Source organism: Desulfoluna butyratoxydans (assembly GCF_900699765.1).
GTDB lineage: Bacteria > Desulfobacterota > Desulfobacteria > Desulfobacterales > Desulfolunaceae > Desulfoluna > Desulfoluna butyratoxydans.
Genome location: NZ_CAADHO010000011.1, coordinates 8,623 through 22,910 on the forward strand (window position 1 = coordinate 8,623; position 14,288 = coordinate 22,910).

The window sequence follows — 14,288 nt, forward strand, 5'->3', positions numbered from 1 at the left end:
GGGACCCGAGCAAAGATGGGCACGCTTCGCTTTGCCCATCCTACGTGTGACACACTTCAATCGGTGGCGATAAATCGAGGAGATGTAGGATGGGCAAAGGCCAAGCCGTAACCATTAGGGTGATGATGGCCTGGGTGCCGTGCCCATCGCGCGTGACGAAGGATTCCAAATGGGGTGTGGATCTCACACATGGATATGGTGTTTGAATGGGGGACCCGAGCAAAGATGGGCACGCTTCGCTTTGCCCATCCTACGTGTGACACATTTCAATCGGTGGTGATAATTCGAGGAGATGTAGGATGGGCAAAGGCCAAGCCGTAACCATTAGGGTGATGATGGTCTGGGCGCCGTGCCCATCGTGTGTGGGGATCAAAGCTTGTCACACGGCAACCGGTGGAGATATTTCGAGACAGAGCAAGAATGCGAGGATGCCATGAGATATCGAAGAGTATATCAACCTGGTGCACGGTATTTTTTTACGGTGGTCACGGAAAACCGGTGCCCTTTGCTTATTGAGCACATCGATCGGTTGCGCGAGTCTTTTCGGTTGTGTGTGAATCGGCACCCGTTTGAAATTGAGGCGATCGTCGTGTTGCCGGATCATGTGCATACCCTGTGGAGGCTTCCGGACGGTGATATCAATTTTTCCATGCGATGGATGGTAATCAAACGCCATTTCTCAACGGGATTGCCGAGGGGTGTTATCGGGTCTTCCAAAGCGAAAAAACGGGAGAAGGGCATTTGGCAAAGGCGGTTTTGGGAGCATATGATTCGCGATGAAGAGGATTGGCGACGCCATGTGGATTACATCCATTACAATCCGGTCAAGCATGGGTATGCCTCAAAGCCTGAGGATTGGGAATACGGTTCTTATCAACAGGCGGTTCGCAAGGGGTGGTATGAGGCGGGAGTCGCGATTGATGTGGAGACCCTGGTGTTGGATTTTGAGTAACATGTTGGGCTGTTAGAGGAAGATGGGCACGCTCCGCTTTGCCCATCCTACGTATGACGCACGGTGACCGGTGGCGATGGTTTGCGGACTGCATGCCCCTTGCGCTGTCGGCCCTGTCTGTTTTATTGTGTTTCCGTCTTCTTTCTTTTCGATTTTGCTTCAGGGAGGTTGCCTGTGTCCAATCTGATTCCCATGGCCATTGCGTATGATTTTGACGGAACCCTGTCTCCGGGGAACATGCAGGAGTATGACTTTATTCCGAGGCTGAAGGTGGCGTCCCGGGATTTCTGGGCGGAGGTGGATGCGTATGCCCGGGAGCAGGATGCCGACCAGATCCTGGCGTACATGGGGCTGATGCTCAAAAAAGCCCGGCAGCATGAGGTGCCGGTAAGGCGGGAAGATTTTCATGCTTTCGGGGCGGGCATCGAGCTGTTTGACGGGGTGGAAGGGTGGTTTGATCGCATCAATACTTACGGGGCGGAGAAGGGGGTGAAGGTGTGTCATTACATTGTCTCGTCCGGGCTGCGGGAGATGATCCGCGGGACGGTGATCGCAACGTGTTTTGACGCCATTTTTGCCTCGGGGTTCATGTACGACCACCACGGCATCGCAAGCTGGCCTGCCCTGGCCGTGAATTACACCACCAAGACACAATACCTTTTTCGCATCAACAAAGGGAGTCTGGATGTTTATGACAACTCCCTCATCAACAAGCGCATGCCCCGGGAAGACCGGGTGGTTCCGTTTTCAAACATGGTGTTTATCGGGGACGGGGAGACGGATATTCCGTGCATGCGGGTGGTGACGAGCATGGGAGGCAATGCCATTGCAGCCTATGCGCCGGGGAGCAACGGGGCAAAGAGTCGGGCTGCCGGACTGGTGGACGACGGCCGTGCCACCCTCATTGCCCCGGCGGATTACACGGACGGCAGCCCCATGGACCGGAGCGTCAAGGCCATGGTGGACAAGGTGGCGGAAAATGGGCATGTGAAAGCCGTGGGGATAAAAGAGGCTGACGAATAGGACTTTGTGAAGAGCCTCCGGCGGGGCGCCGGAGGCTGAACAGGATCGGGTGGGCCCGTTAAGGCAGGTAGAGAAGCTCCCGGTTCAGGTCGTAGGTCCATTCCGCCCCGGCGTTTTTCCAACCGTTTACTGTGCGTTTGCCGTAGTCTTCATGGCCCGTCTCTTTCAGGGTGTCTCCCTCAAATCCATCCACAATATTGTAGACCTGGGTATACCCTTCCTTGGCCAGGATATTGATGGCCATGGCGCTTCGCCCGCCGGACCGGCAGAGAACAAGAAGGCGGGTTTCCGGTGGGTAGACTTTTTTGACCTGCTCAACAAAATCGGGGTTGGAGGACATGGTGATACGCTCGCGAATGGGCTCCATGAGCATCACGGGGATGTTGCGGGCCATGGGGGGATGGCCGATGAGCATGTACTCTTCCTGGGTGCGGACATCAAGGATTGTCGTGGCTTCGGGGTGTTTCTGCCATTCGGCCCAGGCGTCTGCGGCGGTGATGTAAAGGCCGAGGCTTGTCTGTTTCATCAGGGGAACCGAAGAAGGCTCGGCAAAAGCCCCTCCGGCAGGGATCACCGTTAAAAGAACGAAGGTGATGACATACATGAGTCGCTGGCGCATGGGAACTCCTGTTGCTGTAATCAAGCGCGGCGCAGGGCCTTTGGGGCCGTGCCGTGTCAGTCAATGGGCTGTTTTCCTTTTAAAAGGGCTCATTGTGGGGGAACGCCGCGCTGGTGTCAAGACGATATTTCCGAGTGTTTTGCTATGAAACCTTCGGTAAGCTTTGGGCCCTCTGCTATTTGTCTGCGTACGACGCCGCGAGCTCCTTCATCCACTTGCGAGACATCTCTTTTTCAAACCCGGGCCACACGCTTTCCCGGACATAGTCGGCCATGGCGCGGAGCTCATGCCTCGAAAATTCATTGACCGTAATGCCTGCCTCCGTCATCTTCCTCCGGTAGGAGATCTCCTCCTGCTCGGCAACCTCAAAGCTCTTGAGACTTTCTGCGGCAAAGGCCTCGGCCACCACTTTCCTGTCAGCCTGGCTGAAGGAACGGAAGACCTTGGTGCCCATGATGTACTGAGAGTTCACAACGTTTGAGTTCAGCTGGTAATAGGTGGTGATGGCTTCGCGGAATCCCGAGTAGGTCAGACGGGGAGGGCCGCCGACCCATCCATCCACCACGCCTGCCTTAAGGGCTGCAAGGACATCCGAGTAGGGCAGGGCGGTGGTTCGAAACCCCAGTGCCTCCATGCCGGTCTTGACCGCGGCTGAGTCGGATATACTCACAACAACACCCTTGTCTGTGCCCAGAGAACGCAGGTTCTTGGCCTCCCCGGTGGTTCCCACCCCCATAAATCCTTCCGTGTAATAGCCGAAAAAGGTGACGTTTTTTTTGTCGAGGAGTGTTCCGACTTGCATGGGGATGAAGGCGTCCGGAGCAAAGATTTTCCTTAGCTCCCCGTAGTCCCGGGCGATGTAAGGCAGGTCTCCGGTGTTCAGCCGTGGGTCGTCCTGGGAGGGAATCCAGATGTGCGCGGCGTCAATGGTGCCGTTCTGGACCCCTTCGAAGACCTGGCCCGGCTCTCCCAGCTGGTTCTCCGGAAAGACGGTAATGTTCACCCTGCCGTCGGTTCCTTTTTCTATGGCCTCCTCAATGCGCAGGGCGGCAGCATGGGCCGGGTGGTCTTCAGGGTACTGGGTGGCCATGCGAAGGGTCACGGGTTTTGTGTCCGTTGGTGTGTCTGAACTCTCTTTGCCGCATCCCGCAGAAAGTCCCAGGGCCAGGAGGGCCGCTGCCGCCGTGTTGAAAAATCTGTTCATGGAAAGGTGCTCCTTTACGGGGGTTCATCCATAAAACAAATGGGTTTACCGCCATGCCCAAAAACGGGCTCATGGGGTCGACTAAAGGGGAGAATGCTTGATAACCGGCTGTTCCGGATCGGAAGGGGCAAGCTCGTGTGTGATGGATCCGGTGAGAAGAAAACTTATTTTATCCGGTTTGCAGTGGCAAAATCAACACCGGGTTATGGAAGGGGAATGGCTCGCGGGGTGTGTGCGCAGGCTGGAGGGAAGGCTCGGGCACAAAATAAAAAAGCCCCCTCACTGTAAAGCGAGGGGGCTTTCAATATGCTGAAAAGGCCGTCAGGCCCTAATCAAGCTACTGCACGGTTACGTTGACAGCAGCGGGACCTTTCTGGCCCTGCTCGATGTCGAAAGTAACACGGTCGCCTTCATTGAGAGTCCTGAAGCCGCTGGAGTTGATTCCAGAGTGATGTACAAATACATCGGGGCCGTTTTCCTGCTCAATAAAACCAAAACCTTTAGATTCGTTAAACCATTTTACGATTCCATTAGCCATTGTGACGTTTCCTTACTTGGTATGTGTTAATTTTTGTTCGATACTTCAGGGTCTGCCACTTCTTGAAATGGATCTTCCTTAAGATAACGAAACACTAAAGCCTCCGGTGAGGCACTGGAAACGTATAGTCTATGAAAATGTTCGATTGGTCAAGACTTTTTTTCAGTTTTTTTAACCAATTGGCATTCTCAGGGGACAAATGGGTTGAAAATGAAAGGGCGTGGCTTGGGGGCCGATCGGCCGGAATTGCCTGATTCTGTATGGGTTTTTCGCAGGCGGCCCATATCCGTTGCCGCAGTGTTTCAACCCCGTTGATTTCTGGGGGCCTGTGCCCTGCTGGAAACCGGCTGCCCGTGGGGGCCTCAGGCTTTTAAGCGCTTTTGGCCCTTTGCAGGAACTTCTTGAATTGTCGTAAACGGCGGTGATAATCTGCCTATGTTCGCTTTGCAATAACATGATTAACGTAACAATAACGCACGAACAGGAGGATGACGTGAAAACCAACGTATCAGTATTTCTGTGTGCCGTTGCCCTTGGGGCTCTTATGGTTTGTTCAGCGCCCCTTTATGTTATGGCCGATGACGGGAAAACCGCAGCCGTTTCCGAGATGGAGTCCGGGTTTGAGCTGGGCAGCGGAAAGGTCATCACGGCGGAGGTCGTGGGAATCGACTACGCTGATCGTGTGCTCATGCTTTCCGGACCGGATGGCGACGTGGTGCACTATGAGGTGAGTGAGGACGCACGGAATTTCGATCAGATAGATATCGGCGATCGGGTTCGGGTGGAATATTACGGATCGGTGGCCCTGTACCTGGGGGACCACGGGATGAAACCCGCCACCCGCAGTGGGAGCGTTACCGGCAGGGCGGCCAAAGGGGAAAAGCCTGCAGGGATCCTGGTGGAGACCGTGGATGTCTCTGCCGAGATCGTGGCCATCGACAGGGAAAACCGAAGCGTGACCCTGAAGTTGCCGGACGGCAATGTCATTACCACCCGGGTCGATACCTCGGTGGAAACCTTTGACACGCTAAAGGTGGGCCTCTCCATCCATGCGCGATATACCGAGGCCATTGCTGTGTCCGTGGAAAAATCCTGACGTGGCACAGCCTTTTTAGCATGGTGATGTTACCGATTCGACACATGTTGGTGCTCTTTGGCCCCATGTCTTGATTGTTTCATGTATTCAGCGGGTTGCCAGGCAGCTTCGGCCGGAGTGTGGCGTAATAACCCCAGCCACGACAATGAACATGTGTCTTGTCGAGAAAAGACGTTCAGATGTAAAGCGATTGTTAATTCAGATGGTTAATAAATTACCCCGAAGGTTGGCATAACTCCTGAAATGCCGAGTAGTTGTTGGTATTCAATTTCCATAACGAAAGATAAGGGGTACTTATGATCATCGATTTTACGAAGGATGAGTATAAAGCGAAACTGGTATCAGCTGATGAGGCCGTGAAGGTCGTAAACAGCGGAGACTGGATAGAGTATGCCTTCGGCGTGAATGCTCCCAATGAACTGGACGCCGCCCTCTCCAGACGAAAAGATGAACTGGCAGGGGTCAACATTCGATGTGATATCGGTGCCATGCCCCACCATACAAACGATGTCGACCCAACGGGTGACCATTTCTATTGGAACAGCTGGCATTGCGGTGGCCTGGACCGCAAGTATTACAAAAAGGGCCTGCTCTCCTACGTGCCCATGAAGTTCCATGAAAAGCCCTTTATGGTGCGCAACAACTGCACCAGCGCCAAGGTCTGCATGTTTACGGCCAGCCCCATGGACCGTCACGGGTACTTCAGCTTTGGTTCCGGTGCCCCTGCCACCATGGCTGCCATCGAGATGGCGGACTACGTCCTCGTGGAGGTCAACGAAAATTGCCCCAGGGTCCTTGGGGGCAACCAGGAGTGCGTGCACCTGTCCCAGGTGACCCATGTGGTGGAGAGCTCAAATCCTGCCCTTCCGACCCTGCCTGCGGCCAACCCGTCCCCGGAAGAACAGAAGATCGCCTCCTATATCATCGAAAAGCTTTACGACGGCTGCTGCCTCCAGCTTGGCATCGGGGGCATCCCCAACGCCGTGGGGGCCATGGTGGCCAAGTCCGACCTGAAGGACCTGGGCGTGCACACCGAAATGTACGTGGACGCGTACCTGGAGATGACCAGGGCCGGAAAGATTACCGGCCGGTATAAAAACATCGACAAGTACAAGCAGGTCTTCTCCTTTGCCATGGGAACCCAGGACCTCTACGACTTCATCGACGACAACCCCGGCGTCATCTCCTATTCCGTGGATTACACCAACAGCCCGGTGGTGGTGGCCAAAATCGATGACTTTGTCTCCATCAACGCCTGCATTGAGGTGGATGTCTTCGGCCAGGTCTGCTCCGAGAGCGTCGGCACCAAGCACATCAGCGGCACCGGCGGCCAGCTCGACTTTGTGGAAGGGGCCTACAAATCCCAAAACGGCCAGAGCTTCATCTGCATGACCTCCACCTTCAACACCCCCAACGGGCCGGTGTCCCGCATCAAGCCCACCCTGACCCCCGGGGCCATCGTTACCTCTCCCCGTACCGCCACCCATATGATCGTAACAGAGTACGGCATTGCCCAGATGAAGGGCAAAAGCACCTGGGAACGTGCCGAAGCCCTTATCTCCATCGCCCACCCCGATTTCCGCGAGGCGTTGATCAAAGATGCCGAAGCCATGGGGATCTGGAGGGCCTCCAACAAAAAAGGGGCCACCAAAGTCGCCTGATCAATGCGGCGACTGCTTAATGATGTAAGGTCTTGCTTCGGAACAGGTTGAACGAGGCGGGTTCGGGCGGAAGGGATGGGTTCATCTCTTCCGCCTTTTTTGATCAGGAGGCGTTGGGATACTGACCCAGCTCAACGGCAGATTCCAGCATGGCGATAACGTTTTCAGGGGGCACGTCGGACCGCATGTTATGGACGGAAGCCAGGTCGCCGATGCGTTTAGCCACTCGAGTCCTGTGGGATGGGCAAAGGCATAGCCGTATTCGTTGGGGTGGAGACGGCCTTGGCGCCGTGCCCATCGCGTATGGCGTGGGCTTCCTTCATGGGGTAGGGCCGTGCGGGTTAACGATGCAAAGATGGGCACGCTCCGCTTTGCCCATCCTACGTGTGACGCATGGCGACCGGAGCGGTTCTCCCGAGTCCTGTAGGATGGGCAAAGGCATAACCGTATTCGTTGGGGTGGAGACGGCTTTGGCGCCGTGCCCATCGCGTATGGCGAGGGTCTCCTTCATGGGGTAGGGGCGTGCGGGTTATCGATGCAAAGATGGGCACGCTTCGCTTTGCCCATCCTACGTGTGACGCATGGCGACCTGAGCCGTGAGCCCGAGTCCTGTAGGATGGGCAAAGGCAAAGCCGTATTCGTTGGGGTGGAAACGGCCTTGGCGCCGTGCCCATCGCGTATGGCGTGGGCCTCCCTCATGGGGTTGGGACGGTGGGGGACCGGCGCAAAGATGGGCACGCTTCGCTTTGCCCATCCTACGTGTGACGCATGGCGATCGGAGCCGTTAGCCCGAGTCCTGTAGGATGGGCAAAGGCATAACCGTATTCGTTGGGGTGGAGACGGCTTTGGCGCCGTGCCCATCGCGTATAGCGAGGGTTTCCTTCATGGGGTAGGGGCGTGCGGGTTAACGAGGCAAAGATGGGCACGCTTCGCTTTGCCCATCCTACGTGTGACGCATGGCGACCGGAGCCGTTAGCTCGAGTCCTGTAGGATGGGCAAAGGCATGGCCGTATTCGTTGGGGTGGAGACGGCTTTGGCTCCGTGCCCATCGCGTATGGCGAGGGTTTCCTTCATGGGGTAGGGGCGTGCGGGTTAACAAGGCAACGATGGGCACGCTTCGCTTTGCCCATCCTACGTGTGACGCATGGCGATCGGAGCCGTTAGCTCGAGTCCTGTAGGATGGGCAAAGGCATAACCGTATTCGTTGGGGTGGAGACGGCTTTGGCGCCGTGCCCATCGCGTATGGCGAGGGTTTCCTTCATGGGGTAGGGGCGTGCGGGTTAACGAGGCAATGATGGGCACGCTTCGCTTTGCCCATCCTACGTGTGACGCATGGCGACCGGATCCGTGAGCCCGAGTCCTGTCGTGTGTGTGGATGAAACACGTGATGGGTTTGGGATGCTTCCCATCCGGCCCGCCCCGTCTGATGTGGGAGCGTACGGGGCGGGCGGTGGGAAGAAGTCGGGAGGTCAGGCACTGGCGTTGATATGGAGGGAGGCCTTGGGTCCGACTCCGGCGGCGCCGATGGAGGGACAGCGCCGCCGGAAAGTCTGGGAGAGGGACTCAAGGGTGCCGGCCGAAAACAATCCCTATTTGTCTCTGTAGATCTCCTCGAATTCGTACCAGAGGGTATCTCTGAACTCGGGTGCAGAGATATCGATGAGGGCTTTGGCCCTCTGTTCAAGGGTTTTCCCTGTCAGGTGGGCGAGGCCGTGCTCGGTGACGATGTAGTCCACATCGTTCCTGGGCGTGGTGACGGCCTGGCCCGGAGCCAGGGTGCTGACGATTCGTGACATGGTACCTTTTTTTGCCGTGGCAGGCATGGCGATGATGCTGCGACCGTTTTTCGAGCGCCGGGCGCCGCGGACAAAGTCCACCTGGCCCCCGGGGCCGGAAAATTGCCGGGCCCCCATGCTGTCCGCCGCCACCTGGCCCAAAAGGTCCACGGCGATGGCAGAGTTGATGGAGACCATGTTGTCGTTCTGGGAGACGATAAAGGGGTCGTTGACGTAATCCACCGGGTGCATCTCCACCATGGAGTTGTGGTCCAGCCACTGGTAGAAGGACTGGCTGCCCATGGCAAAGGTGATGATGATTTTCCCCGGGTGGAGCTGCTTGCGGCGGCAGGTGACGACCCCTTTTTCCACCAGGTTCATGACCCCGTCGGAGATCATCTCCGAGTGAATACTCAAATCTTTCTTTTCGTCCAGGAAGGTGAGGACCGCGTCGGGAATGGCGCCGATGCCGAGCTGCAGGCAGTCGCCGTCTTCAATGAGCCCGGCCACATGGGAGCCGATGGCTTTCTCCACCTCGCCGATGCGGGGCAGGGGGAGTTCGATCATCTGGCGATCGCTTTTTACGAAAAAGTCGATGTCCGAGGCGTGGACGTACGCGTTGCCCCCGATGGTGGGCATGTGGGGAGAGACCTCCGCGATGACGATTTTCGCGGACTTGGCCGCCTCCAGGGTGTAATCCACGGAGATGCCCAGGCTCATGTTCCCCATCTTGTCCGGCTCCGAGACCGTGATCAGGGCCACGTCCACGGGCAGGTGTCCGTTTCGGAACAACAGGGGGATTTCGCTGAAGTAGCAGGCCGTGAAGTCGGCCCGGCCTTCGGCAATGGCCTTGCGGGACCCGCCCCCTGCGAAAATGGAGTTGTGCCTGAAGTTCTTCTCGTATTCCGGCAGGCAGTACGCGCTCTTGCCCATGGAGACCATGTGGACGATCTCCACGTTTTCAAGCTCGTCGGCCCGGTCCACCAGGGCGTCCAGGATGGGCTCGGGGGAGCCGCAGGCGTGGCCTGCCACCACCCGGTTGCCCGATTCGATTTTCTGTGCGGCCTCCTCAAGGGTGATCTGTCGGTTTTCGTAATGTGCGTTCCAGTTCATGTGCTCTCCTCATCCAACCACTTCAGAGTGTGCTCCCGGCCAGGTCACGGCTCGGTTCGGATCGTATGTCGTCGATAAATCGGCGGGCGTCGGCCTCGCACCGGATCCTGAGAACAGGCAGGGGCCGGAAGTCCGAGGCATCCACACAGCATGTGGGGCAGCCCGCTACAATGAGTATGGCTTCCAGCCCTTCCGCGTCCGGGGAGAGCAGGGTGACCAGTCCGCGGAGCTCTCGCTCCATGGCCTTGACCTGCCCGACCCGGTCGTAGCGGGGGGCACACCCCCCGCAATACTTCAGGCCGATACGCCGTGGGCCGGGTGGGAGGCCTTTCAGGCCCCCCGGATCCGACTTACTCATCGTCCTTTGTGATGCCGCACAGGCGCTTGGCAACTTTTTGCTTCTGCTTGAGGTTCACCTGGCGCGAGATCATGATGCGCTGGGCCTGGGGAGAACCGGCGCCGTGCATGGACTCGGTGAGGTAGCCCACGGCTGCGGTGCCCAGGGTGAGGTTTTCGATGAGGCGCAGCATGCGCATGCGGTCTTCGGTATCCACCTCGTCGTTGCCCTTGAAGTACTTTTTCACCCATTTGCCCACTTCCGGAGAGCGGTAATCGTCTTCAGAGGGCAGGGTCACCATAAGGCCCCCTGCGATGTCCTGGGCCAGCCGGGAGATCTCGTAGGGGAAGCGCGTGACGTTCTGCTTGCAGACGTTGGCCAGCAGGGTGTTGACCAGATAGGTACCGGACTTTTCTTTGTGGCCTTCGGCCGCACAGGCAACAGAGCCGCAGAAGAGGGTTTCGTTGAGATGGTTCATCTCGATGATTTTGTCTTTGACGTGGGAGGCCTTCTGGGCGCCGTTAAATTCGGCGATGGTCTGGGTGGCTCCGATGAGGACGTCGCCCACGCCAGCCTTGCAGGCATAGCTCTGGCGGTGGTAGGAGGCGAACTGCTCCACAAGCTGGCCGGCAAAGTCCCACTCCTTGTACATGAAGATGCGATCCCAGGGCACAAAGACGTCGTCAAAGACCACCAGGGCCTCATGGCCGCCGAACAGCACGTTGCCGCGGTCGATGTTGCCCTCTTCAAGCTTACGGGTGTCGCAGGACTGGCGGCCCATGATGTAGGTGATCCCTTCTGCGTCGCTGGGCAGGGCAAAGCTGATGGCGTAGTCCTTGTCCTCTTCGCGCATGGAGATGGTGGGCATGATGATGATCTCATGGGAGTTCACCGCGCCGGTCTGGTGGGCCTTGGCGCCGCGGACCACGATGCCGTCTTCCCGCTCTTCCACCACGTGGAGGAACATGTCGGGGTCTGCCTGCTTGTGGGGGGGCAGGCCGCGGTCGCCTTTGGGGTCGGTCATGGCGCCGTCGCAGACCAGATCGTTCTCCTGGACAAATTCGAGATAAGCAAGAAAGCGCTTGTTGTATTCGGTGCCGTACTTGGCGTCGATATCAAAGGTGGTCATGGACAGGGCGTTCATGGCGTCCATGCCCACGCAGCGCTGGAAGCAGCATCCGGTCAACGAGCCCAGAAGGCGGCACATCTTGGTTTTTTTAACAAGGTCCTCGGTGCTCTGGTGGATATGGGTGAAACGGTTGATTTTTTTGCCGGTGATGTGGCTGGTGGCCGTCATCAGGTCTTCGTACTCGGGTTTGTGGGCACAGTCATAAGTGGCGGCCACGGCGTTCATGGAGGGGCGAATGATGGGATCGTCCACGACATTTTCTACTTTTTTACCGAACTGGTAGACGTTCAGATTGAGTTCTCTCAAACTTGCTTCGTATTCCGCTGCGGTTTTCATATCGCTTACTCCTTGTTCTAACTTCATGGATGGAACGTCCCGACATCAGGGCGTTAACAAGAGATTGAATGGGGTGAAAGCCGGCCATCCAAAATGACTGGTGATAGATATTCCAAGAAGCATGCCAGGAAGTCATTTTTCAGTCTTAATTTACTTGATTGGTTTCGATTGTTCATAATAATAGCCTGTTACGCTGAGGGCTGTGCAGCCCGGGCCATGGGCACCCCTTCGGCAGCCCATTGGGATGAGAGATGCACGGCGGCATCGCTTTCGCGGGTCCGGGGTCAGAAATTGCATGCAAACAAGGGGTTGGACGGGAGATGCATGGACGCATTGTGATGCGCTGGTGCATCGCAATGCCATGACTCTAATTGTGAGTGAGTGGGAAAGTCTGTATCGGTCTGAATTTATGTTGAAATCTATAGTTTGTAGAGCTCTGAATATGGTGCATAAATTCACCCTACGGGATGTGGAGACACGGGCGGGTTATGTCGATTGAGGGGCATCGGGGCTCGTAGGGTGCGTCCCACGCACCAAAACGAAAGCCGTCGGTACCCTGGACGGATACGCAGCATGACAGCCACCGCCGCCGGTGCTGCAAACCTTTTCCGTAAATAGGAAGTGTCTGGCGCTTCGAACATGGAGCATAAATGCACCCTACAGGGTGTGGAGACGCGGACTTATGATGAAAATTGAGGGGACATCGGGGCCCGTAGGGTGCGGCTCCCGCACCGATTTACTTAACGCAAACCATCGGCTTTGGGTTAACCACCTGCCAATCGGCATGTCCTCATGAAATCGGCTAATTCAGAGGCATGAATCGCCTGCGGTGCGCACGGCGCACCCTACAACACCCCGTGGCACCAACAAAAAAACCACCGATCGACACCACGTAGGGTGCGTCCCACGCACCGAGACGAAAGCCGTCGGTGTCATGGGCAGATACGCAGCATGATGACCACCGGTGCTGGGGATTTTTATGGGGAGGTTGGGCGGGGATGGAACGACTGGGCGCGATACGTTTTTAAGGAGAGGGTTTACAGGCACAAAAAACCGGAAACCGTCTTGACTGACCCTGAGATCTCTTTTTTTGTTCTATCACCTATCACCTATCACCTATCACCTATCACCTATCACCTGTTTTCCCTGCTTTATCGCCGCCACCCCCATGGCAAGGGTGGTGATGAGAAAAAGGGAGAGGGACACCAAGGTGACCATGAGGTGAGAGGAGGGCGGTTGCTGGCTCAAGGTGGCGGCGGTGCCCGCAGAAAAGAGGACCATCAAAAGGGAGACCACGGCGCATCCGATGGCGCCGTTCTTTTTGTCGGACAGGGCCAGGGTGAAGGAGAGAAGCAGCAGGGTGACTTTGATGAGGGAGAGGCCCTTGAGCACGAAGATGCCGTAGCCAAGGTCCAGGGTCCATGCCGCCGTGAGGGTGGCCAGGGCGATTTTTCGGGTGGGGGAAAGCGTCAGGCGGTGCAGGCTGTTCATGGCAAAACTCCCTTTTGTATGTGATTAACCTGGATATTTCACGAGTCGAGTGCACCCATATTCAAGGCATCAGAGCTGCAGATGTAGTGTTTTACCTCAAAGCTCTGATAACGCAGAAGATGGGTGCATTCGGCTCGCCCGAAGGGTGAAGAAATCAAACAGCAAACGCTGATTTACATTTTCACAATAGCTGACATTTTTATTGAATCCATTTGAAATCATATTATTTTTCTTTTGAATGGTTGTTTTCTCATGAAAGATCCGGGTTAAGCGGTGTAGCGCTTGAGGAGATAGGCGGTGATGGAGTCCACCATCTCCTTGGAGATGATCTCTTTACGGCCCGACTCAATGAAAGAGGGCAGACGGCTTGCCTCCACCATCATGATGCCGTCCACGGCCTTGGTCCGGCTGGGGTGCGCTTCATGGGGAACAATGACGGGCATGGGCATGATCTCCTGGCTCCAGCCTTTGCGGATGACGATGTTCAGCAGGTGGCAGATGCGCCATGTGCTGGTGCAGAGGCTGTCCAGAGAGGTCTGGCCCGCGTGGAGGATTTTTTCCTTTACGTGGAGCTCGCCCTCTTTGCGGACGCGGCCCAGGACAAAGATGCCCCAGGGAGAGATGACAAGGTGGTCGATACGGAAGAGCTCCAGGGTGAGGTTATTGAAGACGTAACAGCGGTCGGAAAGGGCCTCCAGATGGGTGATGACCTTTTCTTCCCGGGCCACGGCTTCCCCAAACCGGTCCTTTTTGAAGAGCATGGTCAGGGCAAGGGGATTGGAGCGAAAGGAGACAAAGCCGATGATGGCGGCGCAGACCACGGTGATGGCGGCAATGGGACCTGCCTCGGCCATGGGGTCCTCGGAGAAGGCGAGCATCATCCCTGCCAGGACCACGGTGACGGTGCCCATGAGAAAAAGGTGGCGCGTGACGGTCTGCTTGAGCCCTTCAACGGGGTTGCCTTGAATGTATGCCATGGCGTGAACTCCTTCTGGGGTGTGATGCCGCCCCACC

At 56.7% G+C, this 14,288-nt stretch carries 13 protein-coding genes; 4 read left to right on the forward strand and 9 right to left on the reverse strand.

The genetic code is table 11. The features are described from left to right. Window positions 1–433 precede the first annotated feature (433 nt). Both MSL71_RS22080 and MSL71_RS22085 read left to right on the forward strand, forming a co-directional pair. The gene (locus tag MSL71_RS22080; RefSeq protein WP_180145055.1) at window positions 434–952 is read left to right on the forward strand and encodes an REP-associated tyrosine transposase; all 519 of its coding nucleotides are present in this window, start codon (window positions 434–436) and stop codon (window positions 950–952) included. A 174-nt stretch (window positions 953–1,126) separates the two neighbouring features. Then, on the forward strand, window positions 1,127–1,975 hold the full coding sequence (locus MSL71_RS22085) for an HAD family hydrolase (RefSeq protein WP_246317876.1): 849 nt from the start codon (window positions 1,127–1,129) through the stop codon (window positions 1,973–1,975). 58 nt (window positions 1,976–2,033) lie between these two features. Here MSL71_RS22085 and MSL71_RS22090 read toward each other — a convergent pair whose 3' ends face one another. From MSL71_RS22090 to MSL71_RS22100, 3 genes are all read right to left on the reverse strand, one after another. Continuing rightward, window positions 2,034–2,594 (reverse strand): rhodanese-like domain-containing protein, encoded by a 561-nt coding sequence (locus MSL71_RS22090; protein WP_218951111.1) that lies wholly within the window; start codon window positions 2,592–2,594, stop codon window positions 2,034–2,036. Between the two features lie 175 nt (window positions 2,595–2,769). Next, the gene (gene dctP / locus MSL71_RS22095; protein ID WP_180145058.1) at window positions 2,770–3,798 is read right to left on the reverse strand and encodes a TRAP transporter substrate-binding protein DctP; all 1,029 of its coding nucleotides are present in this window, start codon (window positions 3,796–3,798) and stop codon (window positions 2,770–2,772) included. A gap of 337 nt (window positions 3,799–4,135) precedes the next feature. Next, window positions 4,136–4,336 carry a cold-shock protein gene (locus MSL71_RS22100; protein ID WP_180145060.1) on the reverse strand — a complete coding sequence of 67 codons (201 nt, stop codon included), beginning with the start codon at window positions 4,334–4,336 and terminating at the stop codon, window positions 4,136–4,138. A gap of 493 nt (window positions 4,337–4,829) precedes the next feature. Here MSL71_RS22100 and MSL71_RS22105 point away from each other — a divergent pair, with 493 nt between their 5' ends. After that, the gene (locus tag MSL71_RS22105; RefSeq protein ID WP_180145063.1) at window positions 4,830–5,432 is read left to right on the forward strand and encodes a hypothetical protein; all 603 of its coding nucleotides are present in this window, start codon (window positions 4,830–4,832) and stop codon (window positions 5,430–5,432) included. A 296-nt stretch (window positions 5,433–5,728) separates the two neighbouring features. After that, window positions 5,729–7,093, forward strand: coding sequence for an acetyl-CoA hydrolase/transferase family protein (locus tag MSL71_RS22110; RefSeq protein ID WP_180145066.1), 1,365 nt, complete (start codon window positions 5,729–5,731; stop codon window positions 7,091–7,093). 103 nt (window positions 7,094–7,196) lie between these two features. On the opposite strand, the gene MSL71_RS26760 is transcribed toward MSL71_RS22110, so the two are convergent. From MSL71_RS26760 to MSL71_RS22135, 6 genes are all read right to left on the reverse strand, one after another. Beyond that, a complete protein-coding gene (locus tag MSL71_RS26760) occupies window positions 7,197–7,319 on the reverse strand; it encodes a hypothetical protein (RefSeq protein WP_281374545.1) in 123 nt (40 codons plus the stop codon). A gap of 1,363 nt (window positions 7,320–8,682) precedes the next feature. Continuing rightward, window positions 8,683–9,981: an acetyl-CoA hydrolase/transferase family protein gene (locus MSL71_RS22115; RefSeq protein WP_180145069.1), complete on the reverse strand. Its 1,299-nt coding sequence runs from the start codon at window positions 9,979–9,981 to the stop codon at window positions 8,683–8,685. Between the two features lie 22 nt (window positions 9,982–10,003). Then, entirely contained in the window at window positions 10,004–10,339 is a 336-nt protein-coding gene (locus MSL71_RS22120; RefSeq protein ID WP_180145076.1) for a hypothetical protein, read from the reverse strand. Next, the gene (locus MSL71_RS22125; protein ID WP_180145078.1) at window positions 10,332–11,783 is read right to left on the reverse strand and encodes a 4-hydroxyphenylacetate 3-hydroxylase family protein; all 1,452 of its coding nucleotides are present in this window, start codon (window positions 11,781–11,783) and stop codon (window positions 10,332–10,334) included. Before MSL71_RS22125 ends, MSL71_RS22120 begins: the two co-directional genes overlap by 8 nt. A 1,119-nt stretch (window positions 11,784–12,902) precedes the next feature. Then, window positions 12,903–13,274, reverse strand: a complete 372-nt coding sequence (locus MSL71_RS22130; protein ID WP_180145081.1) for a hypothetical protein — start codon at window positions 13,272–13,274, stop codon at window positions 12,903–12,905. Window positions 13,275–13,540: 266 nt separating this feature from the next. After that, window positions 13,541–14,251 (reverse strand): nuclease-related domain-containing protein, encoded by a 711-nt coding sequence (locus MSL71_RS22135; RefSeq protein WP_180145084.1) that lies wholly within the window; start codon window positions 14,249–14,251, stop codon window positions 13,541–13,543. Window positions 14,252–14,288 lie beyond the last annotated feature (37 nt).

Bases quoted from the DNA above. Each gene is read 5' to 3' on its own strand.
- MSL71_RS22080 (WP_180145055.1), top strand. From the start codon at position 434: ATGAGATATCGAAGAGTATATCAACCTGGTGCACGGTATTTTTTTACG.
- MSL71_RS22090 (WP_218951111.1), bottom strand. From the start codon at position 2,594: ATGCGCCAGCGACTCATGTATGTCATCACCTTCGTTCTTTTAACGGTG.
- dctP (WP_180145058.1), bottom strand. From the start codon at position 3,798: ATGAACAGATTTTTCAACACGGCGGCAGCGGCCCTCCTGGCCCTGGGA.
- MSL71_RS22100 (WP_180145060.1), bottom strand. From the start codon at position 4,336: ATGGCTAATGGAATCGTAAAATGGTTTAACGAATCTAAAGGTTTTGGT.
- MSL71_RS22110 (WP_180145066.1), top strand. From the start codon at position 5,729: ATGATCATCGATTTTACGAAGGATGAGTATAAAGCGAAACTGGTATCA.
- MSL71_RS22115 (WP_180145069.1), bottom strand. From the start codon at position 9,981: ATGAACTGGAACGCACATTACGAAAACCGACAGATCACCCTTGAGGAG.
- MSL71_RS22120 (WP_180145076.1), bottom strand. From the start codon at position 10,339: ATGAGTAAGTCGGATCCGGGGGGCCTGAAAGGCCTCCCACCCGGCCCA.
- MSL71_RS22125 (WP_180145078.1), bottom strand. From the start codon at position 11,783: ATGAAAACCGCAGCGGAATACGAAGCAAGTTTGAGAGAACTCAATCTG.
- MSL71_RS22130 (WP_180145081.1), bottom strand. From the start codon at position 13,274: ATGAACAGCCTGCACCGCCTGACGCTTTCCCCCACCCGAAAAATCGCC.
- MSL71_RS22135 (WP_180145084.1), bottom strand. From the start codon at position 14,251: ATGGCATACATTCAAGGCAACCCCGTTGAAGGGCTCAAGCAGACCGTC.